Origin of the sequence: Methylobacterium sp. Leaf91 (assembly GCF_001422815.1) — a bacterium.
In the GTDB taxonomy this organism is placed as follows: Bacteria; Pseudomonadota; Alphaproteobacteria; order Rhizobiales; family Beijerinckiaceae; genus Methylobacterium.
On sequence record NZ_LMMP01000052.1, the window covers coordinates 105,825 to 131,079 of the forward strand.

Annotated in this window: 22 protein-coding genes; 9 read left to right on the top strand and 13 right to left on the bottom strand. The window is 65.8% G+C overall.

Annotated features, from left to right (window positions below):
- Positions 1-791 precede the first annotated feature (791 nt).
- The 5 genes from cysK (at position 792) to ASF32_RS23660 (ending at position 4,501) form a co-directional block, all read left to right on the top strand.
- The gene (cysK, locus tag ASF32_RS23640) at positions 792-1,766 is read left to right on the top strand and encodes a cysteine synthase A (RefSeq protein ID WP_056434478.1); all 975 of its coding nucleotides are present in this window, start codon (positions 792-794) and stop codon (positions 1,764-1,766) included.
- Between the two features lie 149 nt (positions 1,767-1,915).
- Positions 1,916-2,245 carry a hypothetical protein gene (locus ASF32_RS23645; protein ID WP_056434480.1) on the top strand — a complete coding sequence of 110 codons (330 nt, stop codon included), beginning with the start codon at positions 1,916-1,918 and terminating at the stop codon, positions 2,243-2,245.
- Complete coding sequence (locus ASF32_RS23650) at positions 2,242-2,493, top strand: hypothetical protein (RefSeq protein WP_056434482.1); 252 nt, start codon at positions 2,242-2,244, stop codon at positions 2,491-2,493. The genes ASF32_RS23645 and ASF32_RS23650 overlap by 4 nt, the downstream gene beginning before the upstream one ends.
- Positions 2,494-2,518: 25 nt before the next feature.
- Entirely contained in the window at positions 2,519-2,698 is a 180-nt protein-coding gene (locus ASF32_RS23655; RefSeq protein ID WP_056434484.1) for a hypothetical protein, read from the top strand.
- 150 nt (positions 2,699-2,848) lie between these two features.
- The gene (locus ASF32_RS23660; protein ID WP_056434485.1) at positions 2,849-4,501 is read left to right on the top strand and encodes an acyl-CoA synthetase; all 1,653 of its coding nucleotides are present in this window, start codon (positions 2,849-2,851) and stop codon (positions 4,499-4,501) included.
- A 160-nt stretch (positions 4,502-4,661) separates the two neighbouring features.
- Here ASF32_RS23660 and typA read toward each other — a convergent pair whose 3' ends face one another.
- Together typA and ASF32_RS23670 are read right to left on the bottom strand one after the other, a co-directional pair.
- On the bottom strand, positions 4,662-6,482 hold the full coding sequence (typA, locus tag ASF32_RS23665; RefSeq protein WP_056434487.1) for a translational GTPase TypA: 1,821 nt from the start codon (positions 6,480-6,482) through the stop codon (positions 4,662-4,664).
- A 346-nt stretch (positions 6,483-6,828) separates the two neighbouring features.
- A complete protein-coding gene (locus ASF32_RS23670; RefSeq protein WP_056434489.1) occupies positions 6,829-7,182 on the bottom strand; it encodes a helix-turn-helix domain-containing protein in 354 nt (117 codons plus the stop codon).
- Positions 7,183-7,288: 106 nt separating this feature from the next.
- Here ASF32_RS23670 and ASF32_RS23675 point away from each other — a divergent pair, with 106 nt between their 5' ends.
- Positions 7,289-8,035 (top strand): glucose 1-dehydrogenase, encoded by a 747-nt coding sequence (locus ASF32_RS23675; protein ID WP_056434492.1) that lies wholly within the window; start codon positions 7,289-7,291, stop codon positions 8,033-8,035.
- 66 nt (positions 8,036-8,101) lie between these two features.
- Here ASF32_RS23675 and ASF32_RS23680 read toward each other — a convergent pair whose 3' ends face one another.
- From ASF32_RS23680 to ASF32_RS23695, 4 genes are all read right to left on the bottom strand, one after another.
- Positions 8,102-9,397 (bottom strand): ArgE/DapE family deacylase, encoded by a 1,296-nt coding sequence (locus tag ASF32_RS23680; RefSeq protein ID WP_056434494.1) that lies wholly within the window; start codon positions 9,395-9,397, stop codon positions 8,102-8,104.
- Between the two features lie 75 nt (positions 9,398-9,472).
- Positions 9,473-9,811: a DUF3325 domain-containing protein gene (locus tag ASF32_RS23685; protein ID WP_056434496.1), complete on the bottom strand. Its 339-nt coding sequence runs from the start codon at positions 9,809-9,811 to the stop codon at positions 9,473-9,475.
- Positions 9,808-11,325 (bottom strand): PepSY-associated TM helix domain-containing protein, encoded by a 1,518-nt coding sequence (locus tag ASF32_RS23690; RefSeq protein WP_056434498.1) that lies wholly within the window; start codon positions 11,323-11,325, stop codon positions 9,808-9,810. Before ASF32_RS23690 ends, ASF32_RS23685 begins: the two co-directional genes overlap by 4 nt.
- Entirely contained in the window at positions 11,322-11,645 is a 324-nt protein-coding gene (locus tag ASF32_RS23695; protein ID WP_056434500.1) for a hypothetical protein, read from the bottom strand. The genes ASF32_RS23690 and ASF32_RS23695 overlap by 4 nt, the downstream gene beginning before the upstream one ends.
- Positions 11,646-11,953: 308 nt before the next feature.
- On the opposite strand from ASF32_RS23695, the gene ASF32_RS23700 reads away from it, so the two are divergent.
- Complete coding sequence (locus ASF32_RS23700) at positions 11,954-17,716, top strand: DUF3320 domain-containing protein (protein WP_056434502.1); 5,763 nt, start codon at positions 11,954-11,956, stop codon at positions 17,714-17,716.
- 136 nt (positions 17,717-17,852) lie between these two features.
- Here the strand turns inward: ASF32_RS23700 and ASF32_RS23705 are convergent, their stop codons facing one another.
- Positions 17,853-18,023 carry a hypothetical protein gene (locus ASF32_RS23705; protein ID WP_200919244.1) on the bottom strand — a complete coding sequence of 57 codons (171 nt, stop codon included), beginning with the start codon at positions 18,021-18,023 and terminating at the stop codon, positions 17,853-17,855.
- Between the two features lie 205 nt (positions 18,024-18,228).
- Between ASF32_RS23705 and ASF32_RS23710 the strand changes: the two genes are divergently transcribed.
- Positions 18,229-18,474: a hypothetical protein gene (locus ASF32_RS23710; RefSeq protein WP_056434506.1), complete on the top strand. Its 246-nt coding sequence runs from the start codon at positions 18,229-18,231 to the stop codon at positions 18,472-18,474.
- Positions 18,475-18,640: 166 nt separating this feature from the next.
- Here the strand turns inward: ASF32_RS23710 and ASF32_RS23715 are convergent, their stop codons facing one another.
- Entirely contained in the window at positions 18,641-19,810 is a 1,170-nt protein-coding gene (locus tag ASF32_RS23715) for an MFS transporter (RefSeq protein WP_244483698.1), read from the bottom strand.
- A gap of 153 nt (positions 19,811-19,963) precedes the next feature.
- Between ASF32_RS23715 and ASF32_RS23720 the strand changes: the two genes are divergently transcribed.
- On the top strand, positions 19,964-20,416 hold the full coding sequence (locus tag ASF32_RS23720) for a helix-turn-helix domain-containing protein (protein WP_056434726.1): 453 nt from the start codon (positions 19,964-19,966) through the stop codon (positions 20,414-20,416).
- Positions 20,417-20,887: 471 nt separating this feature from the next.
- Here ASF32_RS23720 and phoB read toward each other — a convergent pair whose 3' ends face one another.
- From phoB to pstC, 5 genes are all read right to left on the bottom strand, one after another.
- Positions 20,888-21,589, bottom strand: a complete 702-nt coding sequence (gene phoB / locus ASF32_RS23725) for a phosphate regulon transcriptional regulator PhoB (protein WP_056434508.1) — start codon at positions 21,587-21,589, stop codon at positions 20,888-20,890.
- 88 nt (positions 21,590-21,677) lie between these two features.
- Positions 21,678-22,403 carry a phosphate signaling complex protein PhoU gene (gene phoU, locus ASF32_RS23730; RefSeq protein ID WP_056434510.1) on the bottom strand — a complete coding sequence of 242 codons (726 nt, stop codon included), beginning with the start codon at positions 22,401-22,403 and terminating at the stop codon, positions 21,678-21,680.
- An 86-nt stretch (positions 22,404-22,489) separates the two neighbouring features.
- Positions 22,490-23,308 carry a phosphate ABC transporter ATP-binding protein PstB gene (pstB, locus tag ASF32_RS23735; protein WP_056434512.1) on the bottom strand — a complete coding sequence of 273 codons (819 nt, stop codon included), beginning with the start codon at positions 23,306-23,308 and terminating at the stop codon, positions 22,490-22,492.
- 46 nt (positions 23,309-23,354) lie between these two features.
- Positions 23,355-24,248: a phosphate ABC transporter permease PstA gene (pstA, locus tag ASF32_RS23740; RefSeq protein WP_056434514.1), complete on the bottom strand. Its 894-nt coding sequence runs from the start codon at positions 24,246-24,248 to the stop codon at positions 23,355-23,357.
- A gap of 17 nt (positions 24,249-24,265) precedes the next feature.
- Positions 24,266-25,240, bottom strand: a complete 975-nt coding sequence (gene pstC, locus ASF32_RS23745) for a phosphate ABC transporter permease subunit PstC (protein ID WP_056434516.1) — start codon at positions 25,238-25,240, stop codon at positions 24,266-24,268.
- Positions 25,241-25,255 lie beyond the last annotated feature (15 nt).

Here is a 25,255-nt window from a genome sequence, read left to right on the forward strand (position 1 = left end):
CAGCCGAGCCATGAGCCCTGCGACCACCGGCGGTGCAACTGGATCGCCCGGACGAAGCGCCTCCCATGCTCTCGGGAATCGGCATGCAGACAGGCACGGGCCCGGGCGCGCGGGTCGTTTGGCATCTCGGCTAAACCTCCGAAGTCTTCGGGTCTGGAAGAGCCGTCGCAGAGAATGAGACCGGGCCGGGCCGGGCCGGGGCCAGTACCGACTCCGTCGCAATCGTCAGCCTCTCTTTAAGATCGCATTGACGACGATCCAAGGTCGCGGCTTCAGCTTTACCCCTCGTTGAATGCCCCTGTCGCTTTCTGCCCATCACGGCTGAGCGCAGGGGACGCGAAATGGTGAAGCGGCTTGAATGGGCGACCGGCAGTATCGTCCGGCATGGCGTCTCCGAAGAGATGATCTACACTTGCTCGCCGAGCCTGCATCCGGCCGCATTCCGGATCGCATTGTCGGCACCGCTTTGTGCGACTTTTCTCGTGCTCTCCGCGATGATCCTATTTTCGTAGGCGCCGCCTCTTCGCCGCCTTGGCTGGGGCGCGACCGAGCAGATACTTCACGGGACGGGATAGAAGGCGGCGCCGGAGAACAATGTCCCACAGACAACGCATCAAGCAAATGAAAATGTCTACTGGCAACACTCGCACTTGACGACAGAGAAGATTTGTCTTTGCGTTAAGTCTATGAGCGATTGCTTCGCCTAGGACGACGCGATATCCCGGCGCGCACCGTGTGCAAGGTCGATCGACGCCTGCACAACGCATGAACGCCGCTCAGGAGATTTCGTCATGGCCGACACCAGCCCCTCGCAGTCCCGCAAACCCGGCCACGGCCATATCTACGGCTCGATCACGGAGACGATCGGCAACACGCCCCTCGTCCGGCTCAACCGAATCACCAAGGAGCGCGGCGTCGATGCCGAAATCCTGCTGAAGCTCGAGTTCTTTAACCCGATCGCGAGCGTTAAGGATCGTATCGGCGTCAACATGATCGACGCCCTCGAAGCCTCCGGCCAGCTGAAGCCCGGCGGCACGCTGGTGGAGCCTACCTCTGGAAATACCGGAATCGCCCTGGCCTTCGTGGCGGCGGCGCGCGGCTACCGCCTGATTCTCGTCATGCCCGAGACCATGTCCCTGGAGCGCCGCAAGATGCTGGCCTTCCTCGGCGCGGAACTGGCCCTCACGCCCGGTCCGCAGGGCATGAAGGGAGCGATTAGCAAGGCCGAGGAGCTTCTCAACGAGATCCCCGGCGCGATCATGCCGCAGCAATTCTCGAACCCGGCGAATCCCGAGATCCATCGCAAGACGACAGCCGAGGAGATCTGGAACGATACGCAGGGCCAACTCGACGCCTTCGTCGCCGGTGTCGGCACGGGCGGAACGATCACGGGCGTCGGCTCCGTGCTGAAGCCTCGCCTGCCGAACCTCAAGGTCATCGCCGTCGAGCCGACGGATTCCCCGGTGATCTCAGGCGGTCAGCCTGGCCCGCACAAGATCCAGGGAATCGGCGCCGGCTTCATCCCGGGCAATCTCGACCGTGAGGTCATCGATGAGGTCATCACCGTATCGAACCAGGAAGCTTTCGACACGGCGCGGCTCCTCGCCAAGCTGGAAGGTATTCCCGGCGGCATCTCCACAGGCGGCAACGTCGCTGCAGCGCTGAAGCTGGCGGCACGTCCGGAATTCCAGGGCAAGCGCATTGTTACCGTCGCGTGCTCCTTCGCTGAACGTTACATCTCGTCCGCGCTCTTCGAAGGGATCTGACCTCTTCTTGGACCCATCCCGATCATCGGCGCTCCCTCACGGGAGCGCCTTTTTTTCTGCGCGTCGTCCCCCGAAGGGAGTGAGCTCTCCAAGCGTCAGGCAACCTCACGAGCGTTCGACAGGTTGAACCTTCAACATTGGAGGAAACCATGAGCAACGAGCAACGCGAGCGCCCCTCGCTGAAGGATTTCGACGCTTACAGCGATCGCAATGGACAGGGTCTCGGCCAGGACGATGCCCGCGACATCGGTACTCCCGCCCGGACCCAGCACGACCTGAAGAGTGATCCGTCAGGCCAAGCCGAAGCTGCGCGCATCGCTTCCGGCACACCGCGCCAGGACGCCACCGAGGCCACCGAGGCCGAGACGCCACCAGAGAACCTGCGCCATATTGGCGATGCTTCCCAGACGAGCACCGTGTCGGAGGCTCTCGACCGCGCGACCGCACCGGTCGGCAAAGATTCGGAGGACGGCGCGTGAGCGAGAAGGATAATCCCACCGATGCAGCGACGCGCAAGCCCGACGACGATGTCGGCTCGCAGGGTGCACCCGCCGTCGGGGGCGGCCGACAAACGCCCGAACAGGAGGCAGCGCGCGATCAGGGGGTCGGTGGCGTCACAGATGCCGAGCGTAATCAGAACTGGAACGAGGCCGGCGGTCAGAAGGGTCGAAACCCGGCGCCGGTAGGCGGCTCGTCTAACGGGCAATCCGATCGCCGGCAGGATTGAAGATCACTCGAGAAGGTGGGCAGCCATGAGCGAGACCGAGAGTAACACCGCAAAGAATACGGGTAAGCCAGCCAATTCGGCCCCCGACGCCGTCATGGATCCCAATGAAAAGACCGACGGCAAGCCGGGTGAAGGGCCCACGCCCGGCAAAGGTTCAAAGGGCGGCACGACACCCGACGACGAGACTGATCCGGGCGGGGGTTGAGAGTTGGTGTCTTCCTTCCGCTTTTCAAAGCATAGCACGAGCGATCTATAGGTTTCGTTCGGTGTGGCGATCCAATTCGGCTCGCCGTATCGAACGGTCGATTGTCGGATGTCGATCTCCTGATACGATGCGCGACAGGGAGATACATCCATGGCGACCACTACAGCCTCACAGGTTGAGCTTTCGATCTATGATCGGGACCTCGACCGGAATCCGGCGAACTATCAGCCGCTGACGCCGCTGAACTACCTGGACCGTTCGGCGCGTGTCTTTCCCGAACATATCGCCGTCATTCATGGCCCTCTGCGCCGAACCTATGCCGAACTGTATGCACGGAGCAGACGACTTGCTGCCGCACTGACGGCGCACGGTATCGGACGCGGGGACACGGTCGCCGTCATGCTCGCCAACACGCCCGAAATGATCGAGTGTCATTACGGGATACCGATGAATGGCGCCGTGCTCAACACCTTGAACACCCGCCTCGATCCTGCAGGTCTCGCCTTCTGTCTCGACCACGGCGAAGCCAAGGTATTGATTGCGGATCGTGAGTTCAGTCGCGTCGTTAGTGCCGCCCTGGAACGGGCGGGAGTGAGCCCACTGGTCATTGATGTCGACGATCCGGTCTATACCGGGGACGGCACGATCCTCGGGCAGATTGGCTACGAGGCGTTTCTTGAAAAAGGGGATCCGGCACAGGACTGGGCCATGCCGGCGGACGAGTGGGATGCGATCTCGCTGAACTACACCTCCGGCACGACGGGCGACCCTAAAGGCGTGGTCTATCACCACCGCGGTGCGGCCCTTCTCTCGCTCGGCAACGTCATAACCGGTCAGCTCGGGCAGCACCCTGTCTATCTCTGGACGCTGCCCATGTTCCACTGCAATGGCTGGTGCTTCCCGTGGACGTTGTCCGTCGTCGCTGGCACCCATGTCTGCCTCCGGCAGGTCAGGGCGGGCACACTCTACGCGGCACTGGCGGAGCACGGTGTCACCCATCTGTGCGGGGCGCCAGTCGTGATGCAGCTTCTTCTGAATGCGTCCGAGGACGAGCGTCGCCCCCTCCCCCGCCGGGTCGCCTTCCTCACGGCGGCTGCGCCCCCGCCACAGGCGGTGCTCGCTGCCATGGGCAAGGCTGGCTTCGACGTCACGCACCTCTATGGCCTTACCGAGACGTACGGCCCCGCAGTCGTGAATGCTTGGCATCGCGACTGGGACGCTCTTGATGACGAGGCGAAAGCGGCCAGGATGGCGCGACAAGGCGTGCGGTACCCTGTGCTCGAAGGCTTCGACATCCGAGACCCGGAGACCTGCGAATCCGTACCCTCCGATGGTGAAACCATGGGCGAGGCGATGTTTCGCGGCAATGTGGTGATGCGTGGCTACCTCAAGAACCCCTCCGCCACTCAGGCTGCCTTCGCCGGTGGCTGGTTCCGCTCTGGCGACCTCGGAGTGAAGCATCCTGACGGCTACATCCAGCTCAAGGACCGATCGAAGGACATCATCATCTCAGGCGGCGAGAACATTTCCTCCATTGAGGTCGAGGATGCTCTGTTCCGCCACCCCGCCGTCTCGGCCGCCGCTGTAGTGGCGCGACCCGACGAAAAATGGGGCGAGACCCCGATGGCCTTCGTGGAACTCAAAGCCGGCGCGACCGTGGAAGCCGATGCGCTGATTGCCTGGTGTCGCGAACGACTCGCTGGCTACAAGCTGCCCCGCAAGATCGTTTTTGGCGAGCTCCCCAAGACCTCGACCGGCAAGGTGCAAAAGTACCTCTTGCGAGAGCGGGCGAAGGAAGAGTGAGGCCTCTATCCACTCCAGCCTCTCATGTTGAAGCCCACGTCCGATCCCACCTCACGATCGGGGAAGGCGAAACGGCATCGAGGCGAGCCTTGTTGGCAGTATGAACGGAAAAGGCCGGGCGATGCCCGGCCTTTTCGTTTCTCTTCGAATGAGTAGCGTTTTACGCGACGCCGCCCGAACGCTCGAAGCGCTTGCGCTCGTTGGGATCGAGGTAGGTCTTGCGCAGGCGGATCGACTTCGGCGTGACTTCCATCAGCTCGTCGTCCTGGATCCAGGCCAGCGAGCGCTCGAGGGTCATGCGGATCGGAGGGGTGAGGCGCACGGCCTCGTCCTTCGAAGTGGTACGGATGTTGGTGAGCTTCTTGCCCTTGAGCACGTTCACCTCGAGGTCGTTCTCGCGGTTGTGCTCGCCGATGATCATGCCCTGATAGACCTTGGCGCCGGGCTCGATCATCATCGGGCCGCGATCCTCCAGGTTCCACATGGCGTAGGCCACGGCCTCGCCCTTGTCGTTCGAGATCAGCACGCCGTTGCGGCGGCCGGGCATCTCGCCCTTGTAGGGCTCGTAGGCCTTGAACAAGCGGTTCATGATCGCGGTGCCGCGCGTGTCTGTCATGAGCTCGCCCTGGTAGCCGATGAGGCCACGGGTCGGCGCATGGAAGACGAGGCGCAGGCGGCTACCGCCCGAGGGCCGCATCTCGATCATCTCGGCCTTACGCTCGGACATCTTCTGCACGACGACGCCCGAGTATTCCTCGTCCACGTCGACCACGACCTCCTCGACCGGCTCGAGGACATTGTCGTTCTCGTCCTTGGAGAGCACCACGCGAGGACGCGACACGGCGATCTCGAAGCCTTCGCGGCGCATGGTCTCGATCAGGATGGCAAGCTGCAACTCGCCGCGGCCGGAGACGAAGAACGAATCCTTGTCGGCCGCTTCCTCGATCTTGAGCGTCACATTGCCCTCGGCCTCCTTGAACAGGCGGTCGCGGATCATGCGGCTCGTGACCTTGTCGCCTTCGGTGCCTGCCAGGGGCGAATCGTTGACGATGAAGGACATGGTGACGGTGGGCGGATCAATCGGCTGGGCCTGGATCGGGGTCTCGACCTGCGGGTCGCAGAAGGTGTCGGCCACGGTGCCCTTCACAAGACCGGCGATGGAGACGATGTCGCCCGCCTCGCCGATGTCGATGGGTGCGCGCTCCAGGCCGCGGAAGGCCAGGATCTTCGAGACGCGGCCGGTTTCAACCAGCTTGCCCGTGCGATCCATGACCTTGATGGCCTGGTTCGGCTTCACAGTGCCGGACGCGATGCGGCCGGTGATGATGCGACCCAGGAAGGGATTGGCTTCGAGCAGGGTGCCGAGCATCCGGAACGGACCCTCTTCGACCTTGGCCTGAGGTACATGCGTGAGCACGAGGTCGAAGAGCGGCGCCAGACCGTCTTCCTGAGAACCATCGGGGGACGTCGCCATCCAGCCTGCGCGGCCCGAACCGTAGAGGATCGGGAAATCGAGCTGGTCGTCGGTTGCATCGAGAGCGGCGAAGAGGTCGAACACCTCGTTGACGACTTCCGTGATGCGAGCGTCCGGGCGGTCGACCTTGTTGATCGCCACGATCGGCTTCAAGCCAATCTTGAGCGCCTTACCGACCACGAACTTGGTCTGGGGCATCGGACCCTCGGCGGCATCGACGAGCACGATCACGCCGTCCACCATCGAGAGGATACGTTCCACCTCGCCGCCGAAATCGGCGTGGCCGGGGGTGTCGACGACGTTGACGCGGGTATCCTTCCAGACGACCGAAGTCGCCTTGGCCAGGATCGTGATGCCACGCTCCTTCTCGAGGTCGTTCGAGTCCATCGCGCGCTCTTCGACGCGCTGATTGTCTCGGAACGATCCCGACTGGGACAGCAGCTTGTCGACGAGTGTCGTCTTGCCGTGGTCGACGTGGGCGATGATGGCGATGTTGCGAAGCTTCATAAGGTATCCGGAAGCGAGTAGAGCCCGTCACGCGACGGGCCGCAGGAATGCGGCCGGCAGCGCCGGGTCACGGGATCGAGCTATCGCGTCGCAATATAAGGTGTAGAGCGTTCCGGCAAGGGGTGTGACTGCGTGTCTGCCTGTCATCTCGCGCCGCTGCCTCGCAAGATCGCCCGGAACCCGTCGAACGGCACTTATCCCACCGGATACTTATCCGGATGGGAATAGGATGAATCCGGGTCGGCGCACGATCGCGCGGATTGGCGTCTCGCATCGGAATGAGACGGCGGTCGAAGGAACGTTCCGTCATGGATCATCGAGGCGAAGCTAGCATTCTGACTGGCGCCTACGCATCTGCCCCATGGGCGCCGGGCTCTCCACCCGACGCATAAGCGACCATGATCGCGGCGAGTAAGCCAGGGAAACGTGCGTTCACCTCCGCGCAGCGCGAATGGTTTCGCATCTCGACGCCGTGACGCTCGCACCGGATCAAGCCGGCTTCGCGCAGTACCTTGAAATGGCTGGACAACGACGATTTCGGAATCGTCCGTTCCCCGACGCCCGACAGCGCCGAGCAGGCCTCAACGCAGCCTGCCGTTGCGATTGCGGCGAAGATCGCTGCCCGGCGGGGATCCGACAAGGCGTGCAGGATTGCCTGGGGCTGGACGTCCTCGATCGCCGGGTGAAACAGCGGCCTCATATTTCATCCATTTGGGGCTTGACCTTCGCTCCATTAGTTTCGAATTTCCGAACTATGGAACTGAGGCGAACCAGTCCGAACCAGTTCCCGTCGAAGGATAGCACATATGTCGAAGCTTGACGGAAAGGTCGCCGTAGTGACCGGCGCATCGAAGGGCATCGGTGCCGCGATCGCCAAAAATCTCGCACAGCACGGTGCCGCGATCGTGGTCAATTACGCCTCGAGTAGGGCGGGTGCCGACGCCGTCGTCGAGGCCATTACGTCAGCTGGAGGCAAAGCTATCGCGGTGAAGGCCGATGTCTCCAAAGCGGAAGAGGCACAGGTGCTGATCGAGGCGGCGGTAAATCAGTTCGGCCGCCTCGACGTGCTGGTCAATAATTCCGGCATCTACGAATTCGCGACGATCGAGGACGTGACCGAAGAGCATTATCGCCGTCTCTTTGACGTGAATGTGCTCGGCGTATTGCTCACGACCCAAGCGGCAGTGAAGCATCTTGGAGAGAACGGAAGCATCGTCAATATTTCTTCGGCCATCACCCATGTCCATACACCGGCCGCAGGGGTTTATGCCGGAACCAAGGGGGCATTGAACGCTATCTCGGGCGTACTGGCCAACGAGCTCGCGCCACGCAAGATCCGGGTCAATGTGGTCAGCCCCGGCTTCGTAGTGACCGAAGGCACCCATACGGCCGGAGTCGTCGGTTCCGACATGGAGGCCGGCTTCATCGCGCAGACGCCGCTAGGCAGGGCGGGCCAACCGGACGACATCGCCGGGGTGGTCGCGTTCCTCGCCTCAGACGATGCCCGCTGGCTGACCGGCGAGGTGATCACCGCCAGCGGCGGCATTCGGTAAGCACGACATAACGCCCGCGCGCTTACAATCGGGTACGCGCGGGATCGATGAGCGCGATGTCGACGCCTACCTCACATGCTCGAGCGGTTCGGTCCCGCACCACTCGGCCACGAACAACGCAATGGCTTTGGTGATGCGCTTCACCGAGGCGAGGCTCACGCGCTCGTCGGAACCGTGGATGTTCTCGCTGATCGGCCCATAGCAGAGGGCCGGAATCCGGTCGTAGAGGGCGTGGACGCGGGTATCGAGATAGCTCGGTGACATGAAGCTCTGAAGATCGACGCCCACGGCCCGCTTGTGAGCGGCGGCGAGTACGGCCTCGGCATCCGAGCCTTCGTCCAACTCGTAGCCTTCCGCGAAGAAACCATTGAAAGCCACCACCGGTGGCGACTTTGCCAGGAACGGATCGGATCGGGCGAAAGTCGCCACCGCAGATTCAATCTCTTCCGCCGCGTCCGCCGCCTTCACACCGGGATAAATGGCGATACGGCAATCGATCCGGCACCAGGCTGGGACGGAAGACGCCCAGTCTCCGCCCTCGATCCGGCCGACATTGAGGTTGATCGGATGGGCCTCGCCTTCGAAATGGCGGCGGCCTGCCTTGCGGCCATTCCACTTCTCTTCGAGTTCGCGCAAGGCACCGATCACCCGATAGGTGGCATCGATGGCGTTGGCGCCAGCACCCATCTCGCGAACATGGACCGGCGTGCCCTGCACCTCGACCGTGAACCACAGCACGCCGGTATTGGCCCGCACGAGCTTCTCGTCCTCCGGCTCGGGGATCAGCACGGCATCGGCGCGGTAACCGTGCAGATGTGCCATGAGAGCTCCATTGCCGGTGGATTCCTCCTCGACCACGGACTGGATCGTGACCGTCGCCGCCGGCTGAAGGCCGATCCGCCTGAGCGCATCGAGCGCGAACAGGTTGGCCGCGTGCCCGGCCTTCATGTCGGCGGCACCTCGGCCGTACATCCAGTCGCCCCGTATCACCGGATCGAAGGGCGGCTGGCTCCAGAGGTCGAGTGGGCCCGGTGGCACCACGTCCACATGTGCCTGCAGAATCAGGGAGCGTCCCGTCTCGTGACGAGGCCGGTGGATGCCGACAACGATAGGCGCATCCGAATGTCCCGGTGTAATCCTGCCTCCGCCAGGATGCGCGGCGATGGCCGTAGAATCCATGCGGATTCGCTCCATCGCATAGCCGCGTTGCTCCAGGCACCGGAAGACATGGTCCTGAATCGCGTGCTCGGCGCCGCGCACCGACCCGAACCGAACGAGGTCCTGGATATGGGCGACCTGATCGGCAAATCCCTGTTCGACCGAGGCGGAGATGCGATCCGCGAGAGCGGGGTCGAGCGCCATGGATACTCCTCGTGAAAGCCTGTCGGGCAACCCTTCACATAGGCCTATCCGGACGCTCGGAAAATCGGCCCCGGTTCAGACGAAGAACGCGGTGGCCATGGCGAGGGGAAGAGCGGCGATGGCTGCCGGACGGATCCAGGCCGGACGATAAGACATCAGCGCCACGACGATGAGCGCGGCCCCGGTGAGCGAGCCGAGCCATTGCACCGGACCGAAATTCCAGTTCGCCGTGACGACGGCGGCCGCGAAAGCCAGGGCGATGAAAAGCCAGCCCGCCACACGGAACGCTGTGTCGCGCCGCCGGGAGGGGCGCCCGTGGAACAAGGTCCGGCCATGCCGGTCCATGCTCAGGCAGAGGCAGGCGAGGCCGGAGAAGCTCAAGAGGGAGGTGAGGGAGACGGCAAGTGGCGTCATACGCGGGCGAAATCTCCGGTGGTACGGGCCGCTCTCTGCGATCCCTCATGGCACCCGAGCTTTCGCGCGCCGAAGAGGAAAATCAGTGCGAGCGCCACCATGGCGGCGTTGAAGCCCAGGAACTCTGTGCGCCATCCCGTCTGTGCCCAATCGACCAGAGGAACGGCCAGGAACAGCAGCGCGGCGGCATAGCTCATCTCGCCCCATGCCTGGCGATGTGGGCGAGCGTGGGAGACCAGGGCGGCGAGGAACCAGGCTGCGAAAAACACGCCACCCTCCCAGGATTCACGAGCGGCCCATCCTGCAGGAATCAGACGGTTGGCGAGGAAGAGCGCCGCCATGCCGATGGGAAGGCCGAGAATCGTACCGATATTGAGGGAATGGACGATGCGCCAACCGAGAGTGGGCCGCACGACCGCCTTCGGCGCCCGCGCCACGGTCCACAGGACGAGGCCAGTGGCGATGGCGGCACAGCCCATTAGGCCCGACAGGAAGAACAGGATGCGCAGGGCCGGCCCGGCGAAATGCGCCTCGTGCAGGCCGACGAAGCTCGTATAGGCATGCGCCGCCGGCTTCAGCGGCCCGGTCCGTTCGACCACCTCTCCGGTCACCGCGTGGAAGGCGATCTGCGGATGGCGATGGGCGAGCCCATGGGGCTCCTCGAACACCGCCACCACGGTGGCATTGGCATCACCGGGATTGTTGATCGAGACCATCTCGAGCGGCTCGCTCACCTCGGCCTGGGCGCGGCGGATGAGAGGACCGAGCGGCGCCGGCTCGGCCGGCTTGCCCTCGGCGGCTCGCCAGGCCGGCATCTGACCGGACTCGACGTAGAAGCGTAGCTCGTCGCCCTTGTAGGCGCTCACCATTCCCCACGGCATGTACATGAGCGCGAGCGAGACGATGCCCGTATAGGTGATCATCAGGTGGAACGGCAGCGCCAGAACACCGGTGACGTTGTGCGCGTCGAGCCAGCCGCGCTGGGCGGATTTCGAACGCCGGAAGGTGAAGAAATCGGCGAAGATCCGGCGATGGGTGACGATGCCGCTGATGAGGGCGACGAGCAGGACCATCGCGCAGATGCCGACGATCCAGCGGCCGATTGCTGGGAGCATCTGCAATTCGAAATGGAAGCGGTAGAAGAAGTCACCGCCCTGTGTCGCCCGGGCCTCTGTCGGCGCGCCGGTATCCGGATCGAGGAGAGCCTTTCCAAACTCGCCGTCCGGCGTGACCATCCAATAGGCGCCGATATACGGCTTGTCGGGCTGCGGCACGCCCACATACCAAGCCATCGCCTTTGGGGCATGGACCTTGAGATACGCGACTCCGAGTTCGGTCGCGCGAACCACGTCGTATTCCGCCTGCGCGCGTAATTCGGGCCGCATCCAGAGAGAGATGTCGGACTTGTAGTAGGTGGCAGTGCCGGTGACGAAGACGGCGAACATCACCCAGCCGGTCACGAGCCCCGCCCAGGTGTGCAGCCATGCCATCGATTGGCGAAAACTCTGCTTCATGCAGGCTGCACCGCGTTGCCGAGGGCGAGCCAGAGACCGGCGCCCAGGCACAAAGCCGGAAGCGCCAGCCCTATCGCCGCACGGGCGAGGGTGCGGGCGGAGAAGACCCAGATCACCGCACCCGCCATGATCGCGAAGCTCGCCAGGGTGGCGGCGGCAACGGCCTCCGAACGGTCGAGGGGCAAGGTCAGGGACAAGAAGGCCGTGGCAACGGCCGCCAGGGCATAACCGCCGAAGATCGCAAGGAGGGTCCGGCCGGCCACTATCAGGCGGTAGCGACCCTGCGATGGCGGTATACTCGGCTTGGTCATATCCGTCATCGGCGGTCGGCCCCGGTTTGCGAGGAAGCGGGCGCTCCCGGTCGAGGAGCGAATGACAAATGGGCTCAGCAACGCAGCGCCAGCAGAACCGATGGCCTCGGCGTCACGACAGTCGGCATCTTTGCTGAAACGCCGAACACCGAACGCTATACAAAGCCTCGTCTTCCGCGGGCAATCGCTATGTTGTGGAATGATTCCAAGTACGATGCCTGGACGAGCCTGCAGACACGCGAGCGACGGGCAGGCGGCGCTTGCGAGCACGCGCGGCGCGCTTGTAGAACGCTGGCGGTGACGGAGAACCGGGCGCGATGACCGATACGCTCGAGGCTTCCGATAGGGTCCGCACGCGTTGTGCTCTCGCCTGCACGGTGGTCGATCATGCCAGCGTCGCCTTTTGGCAGAATGGGGTTCCACTCATCCGGGACATCACTCTGACCAATGGCGGTGATACCGATCTCGCCGATGTCACCCTCCATATCAGCGCGACGCCGCCGCTGTTCCGACCTACCACCCTGACGATCCAGCGGATAACCGCAGGGGGCGTGCAGCGCATCGATGCACCGGGTCTGCGGATCGATGGAGCGATCCTGGCCGGACTACTGGAAAGCCGGTCCTGTACGGTGACGCTGACACTAATGAGCTCGGGCGAGGAGAGCGAGTTAGCCCGAGAGGAGTTCGACCTGCGGCTCCTGCCGCCCTCGCATTGGGGAGGCGCGGATGCGGCGCCCGAACTGCTCGCGGCCTTCGTCAGGCCCAACGACCCGGCCGTGGACGGCATCCTGCGCTCCGCTGCGGCGATCCTGGAGCGGGCAAGGCGGAGCACCGCCTTCGACGGCTATCGCAGCGGAAGGAAGGCCAGGGCCTGGGAGATGGCGGAGGCGATCCACGCGGCGATGGCGGCCCTGCGGATTACCTACATCCTACCGCCCGCGAGCTTCGAACGCTCGGGACAGAAGGTCCGCGAGCCCGGAGCCATCGTCGAGCGACGGCTCGCCACCTGCCTCGACCTCACCCTGCTCTGGGCCGCCTGCTGTGAACAGGCCGGGCTCCATCCGCTCCTGGTTCTCACCCGCGATCACGCGCTGCTCGGGCTGTGGCTCGTGGACGAGACCCTGCCGGAAAGGGTCGGCGACGACGCCCAGGCCCTGCGGAAACGCCGTGACCTGCAGGAACTGATCCTGATCGAGACCACCGTACTCACCGCCGATCCGCCAGGGAGTTTCGCGGATGCGGTGGCGGCCGGCGCGCGCTTGATCGATGCGGATGCCGAGTCCCCCATGGAGATGGTCCTCGATCTGCGGCGAGCCCGTCTATCCGGCATCTCTCCCCTCGACACAGGCGAGCCCGGCGCACAGGCGCCGGCTCCGGAGATGGCGGCTGCGCTCGTCCAGGCGCTCGGCGCGCCCCCATCCTTCGTCGAGGATATCCCCGCTCCCCGCCTCGATCTGCCCCGTCGCGAGCCCCGCGACCGGCTGGAAGCCTGGAAGCTGCGGCTCCTCGATCTGACCCTGCGCAACAAGCTCCTCAACTTCAAACCGGGCAAGGGCTCGCTGACCCTCGATTGTCCCGAGCCGGGCGCTTTCGAGGATGCCCTCACGACGGGCCGTGCCTTCCGCCTCGTCGCTCGGCCCGCCCCCGAGGCGCCAATCGACGGGTCGGGGCAGGAACGCGGCGAGATCACCGTCGATGTCGGATCGGAGGAAGTGGAGGCGCGCCTCACCGACCTGTTCCGGCTCGCCCGCGGCAGTTTCGAAGAGGGCGGGGCCAACGTGCTCTTCCTCGCCTTCGGCTTCCTCACCTGGACCCGTGGCAACGGCATGCCGCCTGCCCGGGCACCGCTGCTGCTGGTACCGGCGGCCCTGACCCGCGCGAGCGTCCGCGCCGGCTTCCGTCTCGTCCGGCACGACGAGGAGGCGCGCCTCAACCCGACGCTACTGGAGATGCTGCGCCAGGATTTCGACCTCGACATGCCGGATTTCGCCGAGGGCTTGCCGGGCGATGAATCCGGCATCGATGTCGAGGCCGTCTGGCGCATCGTGCGCACCCATATCCGCAACCTGAAGGGGTTCGAGGTCACGACCGAGGTGGTGCTCTCGGTCTTCTCTTTCACCAAATTTCTGATGTGGAAGGATCTGAGCGAGCGGACGGACCTCCTGAAGCGCAGCCCGGTGGTGCGCCACCTCCTCGATACGCCGAAACAGTCTTACGGCGACGGCATGGGCTTTCCCGTGCCGGAACGTCTCGACGCGGAGCATCCGCCTTCCGGCATCTTTACGCCGCTGCTCGCCGATTCCTCTCAGCTCTCGGCGATCCTCGCGGCGGCCTCGGGCAAGGATTTCGTGCTCTTCGGCCCCCCTGGCACCGGCAAGAGCCAGACCATCGCCAACATGATCGCGCAGTGCCTGGCGCTCGGGCGCACGGTGCTGTTCGTCTCGCAGAAGAGCGCCGCCCTGGAGGTGGTGCGCCGGCGCCTCGACGCGGTGGGGCTGGGCGCCTGCTGCCTCGAAGTCCATGCGGCCAAGGCCCAGAAGACGCACGTCATCGCGCAGCTACGCGAGGCCTGGACCGCGAGGGGCGGCGAGAACGTCCCCTGGGAGGACGCGGCCACCGATCTTCAGCGCCGCCGAGAGGGCCTGAACGGCGTGGTTGAGAGCTTGCACACCACACGGGCGAACGGCCTCAGCGCCCATACGGCCATGGCGCGGGTCATCGCCGACCGGCAGGCCGACCGGGAGGTTCTCAGCCTCGTCTGGCCGAAGGACGCGATTTCAGCGCCCGGCCACCGGGATAGCCTGCGCGCCCAGTGCGGTGAGCTTGCCGCCCTTCGCCCCATCGTCGGGGACATCGCGAACCATCCCCTCCGGGGCATCGGCGCCATCGCATGGTCGCCCCTGTGGCGGGCCGAGATGGAGCAGGCTGTTCCCGAACTCGCCCGCACCCTGCCGGACTTTGCGACATCCGGCCAGCGTCTCGCCGAGGCGATGGGCCTGACGCCCCTCGGCCAGACCTATGACGGCCTGCGCGCGCTGTCCTCCCTCGCCATTGCCCTGTTCCGGCCGGAGGCGCGGATGGGCCTGCGCTTCCTCGGCCCCGGAGGCGCGGCTTTGCGTCAGGCCGTCGAGGCGCGTCGCATCCGACAGCACGAGCTCGCCCGGCTGAACGCCCGGCTCTTCGTCCCCTACGCCTCCTCTGTGTTCGGCAACGACCTCGACCGCCTGCTGGCCGACTGGCGCGAAGCGAAAGCCTCGAACTTCTTCCTGCGGGGGCGGCGCCTCGGCCGGGTTCGCGACCTCCTCGCCCCCTTCGCGCAAGGGTGCGCACCGGAGGATATCGGGCCAGACCTCGTCACCCTCGCCGAGATCAAGGCCCTGCAGGCGACAAGACCCGCTCCGACGGAAGTTCTGGAGAGCGCCACCGTGGAACTCGGGCATCCCTGGTCGGATCCAGCGGCCCCCGCCGACCTGTTCACCGCTCCGATGGCCTGGGCGACGCGGCTCGCACCGGTCATCACCTCCATGGCGCCGCTCGTCGGAGGCCCGGACATCGTCCGCGCGAGGCTCGCCGCGTTCCTCGACACAGAGGATCGCAGGCTCGAACCTGGCGGCAGCCTGGCCTTGGCAAAAGAGGATTTCACGACGCGGAGAAGCGCCGCCGTGAAGGCGATCGAGACGCTCGGGCGTCTGGCCGGCAGGGCCAAGCCCGACCGCCCGGTGGAGACGGAGGGCGATTGGGTGGCCGGCACCCTCGCGGTTGCGGAACGCTGGCAGAAGGCGCTGCCCAAGGCGCAGGCCTGGGCGAGCTGGCAGAGGGCGGTGAGCGAGGCGACGAGGGCCGGGCCCGGCCCGCTCGTCGCCGCGATCGAGGTGGGAACGCTGCAGGACGACGCCATCCTCCCGGCCTTCGAGGGCGCCTATGCGCGCTGGTGGATCGACCACGCGGCGACCGATGACATCCGCCTGCGCGACTTCATGGGCCAGCGCCACGAAGAGGCGATCCGGGGCTTCGGCGAGGCCGATTCCCGGCTCTCCGGCCTCGCCGGGGCGGCGGTGCGTGCCCGTATCGGTGGCGGCGTGCCGCTCGCCGACGCCTTTGGCACCGATCCCGAATGGGGCACCCTGGCGCGGGAAATCACCAAGCGCGCCCGGCACATACCCCTGCGCCAGCTCTTCGCGCGCATGCCGAACGCGCTGACCCGCCTGACGCCCTGCCTGATGATGAGCCCGCTCTCCATCGCCCAATATTGGCCGGCCGAGGCGAAGCCGTTCGACATCGTCATCTTCGACGAGGCCTCGCAGATCGCGCCGTGGGATGCCATCGGTGCCATCGCGCGGGGCAGGCAGGTGGTGATCGTCGGCGATCCCGAACAATTGCCGCCCACCAATGTGGGCGATCGCGGCGTCGACGAGATCTCGGACGGCCTCGACGTCGCCGACCAGGAGAGCATCCTCGACGAGTGTCTGGCCGCGCACCTGCCGCAGAGGCGCCTCGCCTGGCACTACAGAAGCCGGCACGAAAGCCTCATCGCCTTCTCGAACCGCCACTATTATCGCGGCGGGCTCGTCACCTTCCCCTCCCCCGTCACCGAGGACCGGGCGGTGCGGCTCCAGTACGTGGCCGATGGGCTCTACGAGCGCGGCGGGGCGCGGGTGAACCGGCCGGAAGCGCGCGCCCTGGTGGCAGAGGTGGTCGCCCGCCTTTCGGACCCCGCCTTCGCGGCGGAGGAGCGCTCGCTCGGCATCGTCACCTTCAACGGCGAGCAGCAGCGCCTGATCGAGAACCTGCTCGATGCCGAGAGGCGGGGAAGGCTGGAGCTAGAGCGGTTCTTCGACGGGCGGATCTGGAAAGAGCCGGTCTTCGTGAAGAACCTCGAGACCGTGCAGGGCGACGAGCGCGACGTGATCCTGTTCTCGGTGGCGGCAGGGCCGGATGCCACGGGCCGGATCACCGGACAGATCAGTTCGCTCAACCGCGAGGGCGGTCACCGACGCCTCAACGTGGCGATCACCCGGGCCCGGCGGGAGCTCGTTGTCTTCGCGTCGATGCGGGCCGACCAGGTGGATCTCGGCCGTGGCAGCGCCCGTGGAGTGCGCGATTTCAAGCACTTCCTCGCCTTCGCCGAACACGGTGCCGGCGCTCTCGAAACGGCGGCTGCTCCCACGGGGAGAGACATCGAATCGCCGTTCGAGGGCGCGGTGATGGCGGCTTTGGCCGCACGAGGCTGGACAATCGTACCTCAGGTCGGGGTTTCCGCCTTTCGAATCGACCTCGGCATCGTCCATCCCGACGCTCCGGGGCGCTACCTCGCGGGCGTCGAATGCGACGGGGCGACCTATCACCGGGCGGCGACGGCGCGGGACAGGGACCGTCTGCGCGAATGGGTGCTCACCGATCTCGGATGGCGCATCCACCGGGTCTGGAGCACCGATTGGTGGAACGATCCGCAAGGCGCCCTCGACCGGCTCGACACGGCGTTGCGGGCCGATCTCGACGCCGACAGGGCGAAGCCGGAGCCGGTCGCGACCGAGCCGGACACTCCCGATATCCCGCAGGTGGAGCCCCCCGGCCTCTATGAACCCGCCGACCTGTCGGGCTTCTCTCCCAATGCCGCGCGGTTCCACGAGGTGGGTTACGAGGCCACGCTGGCGGCGATGGCGAGCGAGGTGGTCCTGCGCGAAGGTCCTGTTTTCGCTGACATTCTCGCCGAGCGCTTGCTGCGCGCCCACGGGTTTGCCCGGATCACGGCCCGCCTGCGCCAGCGCGCTTTAGGGGCCGTCGATCCCCACTGCCCCCATACGAGCGAGGGTGAGCGCATCGTTCTCTGGCCGGGGGTGGCACCCGCCGGGCCGGTGAGGTTCCGGCCGGCTCAAGGGGATGGGCGAGCGCCCGCCGACATCCCGCTCCAGGAACTCGCCGGCCTCGCCCGCGACCTCGATCCGGCACCCGGCGTCGAGGGGCGGATGGCCGCGCAGCTGGGCCTCGGCCGGATGAGCGAGGCGGTCCGCGCCCGGTTCGCCGAGGCCGCCTCGCTGGCGCGGGAGAGCGGAGCGCCGGCCCAGAAACCCGTCGGATGAGACGGGCGGATCGACCGCCACGCGGCCCCCGTTTCGACCGCCATGGGACAGGGGTTTATGGCGGTACGCGACGTGAAAAAGCCCCGCCTGGTAAGGCGGGGCCGATGGCGGTGGCGTTGAAGCTGCGAGACGTCGATTAGGCTGCGAGCTTCAGGGCTTCGGGAGCGTTGTCGTTGACGAGAACGAGCTCGCCCGCCGTGATGGTGGAGGGGCTGTTCGTGGGGGTCAGGCGATCGGCGACGAAGGCCACCAGGGAGATGTTGGCGGCAGCGGCGACAGCGACGGCGGTGAGAATGAGAGCGGTCATATCGGTGTTCCTCGAAGCGATGCGTTTGCGTTGCAGCATGTATGACAGCCCGCCCGCCGAGCTGGTATACCAAACGCCAAATACCACTCATGCAGTCCGCGCATGGAATGCACGATATCCTGCGAAGCCCTGCATTTAACGCACTATGGTGCATGCTGAGCCGCAAGCTCGATCCGCCCCTCCCCCACCCGAAGGTCCCAGCCCGATGCCCCGCCCCACCACAGCCCTCGTCGCCCTACTTCTCGCGGCATGGTCCTTCGACGCACGAGCACAGGATGCGAACCGGGTGCGTGCGATGAACGCGGTGAGCGACCTGGCGCGGGCCCACCGCGAGCAGACGGAGACGCTCCGGCGTATGGAGACGGTCCAGCGCGACCGGGCCCGAGCGGAGGACAGAACCCGGCGCAACGCCGAGCGGGACAGCCGTTCGATGCGCCGCCTCGACCGCTGAGCCGGCATCGACGGCAACTTGGCGCCTTCCTCCGTTACCCGCGCCCTGTCGTCATCAAACTTTGATGGTTGGTACCCGCCCCGAGCGTCCGAGATGGGTGATGGGCGGACCGGCAGTTCTCCGCGATGATCGAGGATGGAGCTGCCGTTTCGGTTGGATCACCGAGTTACGTTCGACATGTCCGCACCGCGCGCAAGGTGAACAGCCACACGAGCAGGGCCGCAGCGCTGAACGTCGCTCCGAGCGCCGAGACACCGGGCCAGCCAGCCCGGGCATAGATGGACGTCGCGGCAGCGGCGCCGAGGGCGCTGCCCACTGAATAGAACACCATGTAGCCGCCGATGAGCCGGCTGCTGGCTTCGGGACGCAGGGAGACGATGAGGCTCTGGTTCGTGATATGAACGGCCTGCACGGCGAGATCGAGCAGGACGACGCCAAAGATCAGGGCCGGAATCGATACCGGCAGCAGCGCAATCGGCGCCCACGATACGAGCAGGAGCATAAGAGCTAAGCCTGTCGTCCATTGACCGTGGCCCCTGTCCGCGAGCCGCCCGGCCCCCGTCGCGGCCATCGCTCCCGCCAGGCCTACGAGGCCGAACAGGCCGATCCAGGTATGGGAATAGGAGAAGGGCGGCACACTGAGCGGCAGCACCAGCGCGGTCCAGAATGTGCTGAACGACGCAAAGATCAGAAGCGCCAGAACACCGCGAACCAGCAAGACCGGCTCGCTGAGGAACAGGATGGGGACCGAGCGAAGTGCAGCGACGTAGCTGCCGGTTCCGGCCGGGATCCGATGCCGTGGCAGGACGCGCACGAGCAGGCCGACGAGGGCGAGCGACAGGATCGCGGAGACCAGATAGACCGCTCGCCAGCCACCGATATCGGCCAGTATCCCGGCCGCGAAGCGCGCCGCCAGGATGCCGATCACGATGCCGCTCGTGACCGTACCGACCACGCGACCTCGTTCGGTCGGTGTCGCGAGCGTCGCGGCGAATGCGACCAGGACCTGAACCACGACGGCGAGCAACCCAACCGCCGCCATGCCGGTGAACAGAATCGCTCCGGTCTCGGCCGTGGCCACCGCCACCAGCGCGAGCACCGACAGAAGCCCCTGGCCGAGGATGAGGCGACGGCGGTCGATGAGATCGCCGAGCGGCACGATGAAGATCAAGCCCAGCCCGTAGCCGACCTGGGTCAGGGTCACCACGAGCCCGATCGCGGCAGGCGAGATGCCGAACTCCTGCGCCATCGCATCGAGCAGGGGCTGGGCGTAGTAGATGTTCGCGACGCTCAAGCCGGCGGCGACGGCGAAAATCAGGATCGTTGTCCTGGGCAATGCCCCCTCCGGCTCGGTAGAGGTTCGCTCATCTTTTCCGTGCGGCATGGCGGTCCTGTCGATGACATCCAATCTGGTTTCATCTTGAGACCACTTGTGACCGGCCCATTCCAGTTCTAAATTGAGACTAGTTTGGAACGGGAGCGTACCTTCGTGGCAAAGCGCGTCAGCCTCTGGAACGCCGGGTGCCCGGTTGCGCGCGCGCTCGATGTCATTGGCGACTGGTGGTCGCTCCTCATCATCCGCGATGCTTTCGACGGTGTGAGGCGCTTCAGTGAGTTCCAGACTGGTCTCGGCATCGCCAAGGGTATGCTGGCGACCCGCCTTCGCGACCTGACCGAACGGGGAATTCTGGAGACGGCGCCCGCCTCGGACGGGACCGCCTACCGGGAATACGTCCTGACCGAGAAGGGGCGCGGCCTTTTCCTCGTCATCGTCGCGCTTCGACAATGGGGGGAGGCTCATCTCTATGAGCCGACCGATCGCCGGTCTCGCTTGGTCGATCGTGAAGTCGGGGCTCCGGTCGCTCAACTCGTATTGCGATCCGCCGATGACCGTCGTCTCGGTTGGTATGACACGCGGGTGTTGAAGCCCGACGTCACCTGACAAGGTGACGTAGCGACGTCGAAAGCGGATAAACCGCATGTTGGAGCGGTCGTTTCCGCCCATGATCAATGTCCGCTCTCAGCGGATGGCGGCAGCCGCAGGGCCCGTCGACGTCGGGTCGAAAGCGGACCCGGCAGCGGGCACCAAACGTCGGAGTTCCGCCAGCAGGTCTGACGGATTCAGACATCTGCCCGACGGCTGTTCCCTCTATCCAGGAAGATTCGACAGGCGCGACCGCCACCCGTCCCCTGGAAAAGGAGGGGAACTCATGCTGCCCGCCAGATGGGTGAATGCCTGAGCCCCCCGGGGCGAGCACATGCCGGAACGGACAGACGTCCGAGATCGAACGCGATATCTCGTGGCGGCCGGAATGGCATCGGTTCGCGAGTATCGCCCGGAGGCAAGGCCACCCGCCGTCGTCATGAAGGGGACGCTCGTTCCGGACGGAGCGGCGCGAAGCCGGCCGTGGCCTCACTCGTCCGTGGAGAACATCTCGTCGAAGGAATAGCCGGAGCCGCGCACGGTGCGGATCGGGTCGCTCTGGCGCGGGCGGTTGATCGCCTTGCGCAGGCGGCCCACATGGACGTCCACCGTGCGCTCGTCGATATAGACGTCGTGGCCCCAGACCCCGTCGAGCAGCTGCTCGCGCGAGAACACGCGGCCGGGGCTCTGCATCAGGAATTCGAGGAGCTTGAACTCGGTGGGCCCGAGATGGATCTCGCGGCCCTGCCGCCGGATGCGGTGGCTGACCCGGTCGAGTTCGATATTGCCGGCCACCAGCAGGTCCGACACATGGGTCGGCTTGGCCCGCCGCAGGAGCGCACGCACCCGCGCGAGGAGCTCGGGCACCGAGAACGGCTTGACGATGTAATCGTCGGCGCCGGTGCCGAGGCCGCGGATGCGGTCGCCCTCCTCGCCCCGCGCCGTCAGCATGATCACCGGCAGCCGCTCGGTCTCCCGCCGTGCGCGGATGCGGCGGCACAGCTCGATGCCGGACAGGCCGGGCATCATCCAATCGAGCAGGACGAGATCGGGAACCTGCTCCTGAAGGCGCAGATCGGCCTCGTCGCCCCGCGCGGCGGAATCGACGACGAAGCCCTCCGCTTCCAGGTTGTAGCGGAGGAGGAGAGTGAGGGCCTCCTCGTCCTCGACGATCAGGATGCGCGTGTTCATGCGGATGTTTTCAGGGTGATGGCGACCGTCCCGGATGGACGCGACGGCCGCGCCGAGCGTGTGCTGGAGCGGCCGGCAGGGGCAGCGATCAGGCGCTGGCGGGCATCGACACGGTGGCGTAGTTCGACGCGTCGTTCTTCGGGCGGTCCCGCTCGGCGAGCTCGTTCGTGCCGGTGACGAGATAATGGATCGTCTCGGCGATGTTGGTGGTGTGATCGCCGATCCGCTCGATGTTCTTGGCGCAGAACAGGAGATGCGTGCAGAACGAGATGTTGCGCGGATCTTCCATCATGTAGGTCAGCAGCTCGCGGAAGAGCGAGTTGTAGAGGGCGTCGATGGAATCGTCGCGCTCCCACACGTCGAGGGCGGCCTTCACGTCCTGGCTGCCATAGGCGTCGAGGACGTCCTTCAGCTGCTCCTGCACCAGATCGCCCATATGCTGGACGCCGATGACGATCTTCTGCGGCTGGATCTGATCGGCGATGGCGACCACACGCTTGGCGACGTTCTTGGACAGGTCGCCGATCCGCTCGAGATCGTTCGACACGCGGATCGCCGATACCGTCTCGCGCAGGTCGATGGACAGCGGCTGGCGCTTGGCGATGAGCAGGATCGCCCGCTCCTCGACCTCGTGCTGGATCGCGTCGAGACGCTTGTCGGCGGCGATGACAGCCTGCGCCAGGGGCACGTCCCGGCGCACCAGGGCATTGCCGGAATCGGTCATCATCTTCTCGGCGATCCCGCCCATCTCGGAAATCGAGCGGCGCAGGTTTTCCAGTTCCGTGTCGTAGGAACTGACGATGTGGTTGGGCATGCTCGCACTCCTCGACCGAGGCCGCCCCTGGCAGCCCGCATCGCATAGGATCGGGACCGGTGCCGCGGAACGCGGCCCCGGCGGGCTCAGCCGAAGCGGCCGGTGATGTAGTCCTGGGTCTGGCGCTTCTCGGGGTTCATGAAGATCCGTGTCGTCGGGCCGAACTCGACCAGTTCGCCAAGATACATGAACGCCGTGAACTGCGAGATGCGCGCGGCCTGCTGCATGTTGTGGGTCACGATGACGATCGTGAATTCCGAGCGCAGCTGCTCGATCAGCTCCTCGATGCGGCCCGTGGAGATCGGGTCGAGGGCCGAGGTCGGCTCGTCGAACAGGATCACCTCGGGACGCTGGGCGACGGTGCGGGCGATGCAGAGACGCTGCTGCTGACCGCCGGAGAGACCCATGCCGGATTGCTTGAGCTTGTCCTTCACCTCGTCCCAGAGGGCGGCCTTGCGCAAGGATTCCTCGACGCGCACGTCGAGATCGGCCTTGGGCAGCTTCTCGTAGAGACGCAGGCCGAAGGCGACGTTGTCGTAGATCGACATCGGGAAGGGCGTCGGCTTCTGGAACACCATGCCGATGCGCGAGCGCAGCTCGTTCAGATCGACCTTCGAATCGAGCACGTTCTGCCCGTCGAGGAGGATCTCACCCTCGGCGCGCTGCTCCGGATAGAGGCTGTAGATGCGGTTGAAGGTCCGCAGCAGGGTCGACTTCCCGCAGCCCGACGGGCCGATCAGGGCAGTGACCTGGCGGTCGTGGAAGTTGAGGTTGACCGACTTCAGGCCGTGGAACGAGCCGTAATAGAAGTTCAGGTCCTTCACGGCGATGCGGATGGGGGCCTGATCGTCGGCCTGGTGGCGACCGGTCAGCTGGGCCTGCGTGATCGCGGGAGCGGCGTTCATCGGATGCGTGTCCTTGTCGAAAACGGGGTGGGACGGGGGCGCGGGATCAGCGCGCCCGCTCGCTCTTGATGACGAAGCGGGCCACGATCGACAGGGCGAGGATCGTAGCGGTGATGAGGAGGGCGCCGGCCCAGGCGAGCTGCTGCCAGTTCGAGTAGGGCGAGAGCGCGAACTGGTAGATCATCACCGGAAGGTTCGGGATGCCGCCCATGAGGTTGGGCGAGAACCAGCTGTTGTTGTTGAGCGCGGTGAAGAGCAGCGGCGCGGTCTCGCCGGCGATGCGGGCGAGCGCCAGGATGATGCCGGTGACGATGCCGGCGCTGGCGCCGCGCCAGGTGATGCTCTTGATGACGATGGAGGGCGGGGCACCGAGGGCCGCGCCGGCCTCGCGCAGGGTCGAGGGCACGAGGCGCAGCATGTCCTCGGTGGTGCGCACGATCACCGGGGTGGCGATGATGGCGAGAGCCACGCCGCCGGCCCAGCCCGAATAGGTCCCCATCGGCCGCACCATCAGCGTGTAGACGAACAGGCCGATGAGGATCGAGGGGGCCGAGAGCAGGATGTCGTTGAGGAAGCGAATCACGTCGGCGAGCTTCGAGTTGCGGCCGTACTCGGCGAGATAGGTCCCGGCCATGACACCCACCGGCGTCGCGATGACGATGCCGATGAGAGTGAGGACCAGGCTGCCGAGGATGGCGTTGGCGATGCCGCCGCCTTCGGAGCCAGGGCCCGGCGTCGGCTCAGTGAAGAGCAGCGGCGAGAAGCCCTTCATGCCCTCGACGATGAGCATGAGCAGGATCGAGCCCAGCACGACGATACCGATCAGCGTGGCGACGGTGCTGCCGACGATGAGGAGCTTGTCGGCGACCCGGCGGCTCGACCGGACCCGGCTGACACGCGCCGGGGCCGCGGTTGTGGGGAGAGTGGTGACGGCGTCCATGATTCGGGCTCCCGGGGTCAGGCGACCTTCACGCGCCGGACGAGCAGGCGTGCGATGATCAGGACGATGAAGGTGATGATGAAGAGGATGCAGCCGAGCGCCATCAGCGAGTTGAGCTGCAGGCCGTCGGCCTCGTTGAACTCGTTGGCGATGCGCGAGGCGATGGTGGAGCCGGGATCGAAGATCGAACCGGAGAGGCGGTTGGCGTTACCGATGACGAAGGTCACCGCCATGGTCTCGCCGAGCGCGCGGCCGAGGCCGAGCATGACCGCGCCGATGATCGAGACCGAGGCCTGCGGCACCAGCACGTGGCGCACGACCTCCCAGGTGGTGCAGCCGATGCCATAGGCGCTCTCGCGCAGCACGGTGGGGATCTGGTCGAGCATGTCGCGGGTGATCGAGGCGACGAAGGGCACGATCATGATCGCCAGGATGATGCCGGCGGTGAGGATGCCGACGCCCGAGGGGACGCGGGCGTAGAACAGCGTGCCGACGATGGGCATGCCCTCCACTACGCTCGAGACCGGCATCTGCACGTAATGGGCGAAGAGCGGGGCGAAGATGAACAGGCCCCACATGCCGTAGATGATGCTCGGCACCGAGGCGAGGAGCTCGATCGTCATCGAGACGGGCTTGCGCGCCCAGCCGGGGCAGAGCTGCGTGAGGTAGACCGCGATGCCGATGGAGATCGGCACGCCGATGAGGAGGGCGAGGACGGCCGAGACCAGGGTGCCGACGATGGCGACGAGAGCGCCGTACTGCTCCTGGCCGATGTTCCAGGAGCTGGAGGTGATGAAGCCGAGGCCGAATTCCGCGAAGGCCGGCCAGCCGCCATAGGCGATCGAGGCGAGGATGCCCGCGAGGAAGAGGAGGACCAGCAGCGCCGACGCGTAGGAGGCGGCGCGGAAGAGCTGGTCGCCGAGGCCGCCCGGCTTCTTGCGAGCGGGGGAGCCCGTGCGGGCCAGCGAAATCTGTTCAGTCAAGGCGGCCATCCGACGTCTACTTCT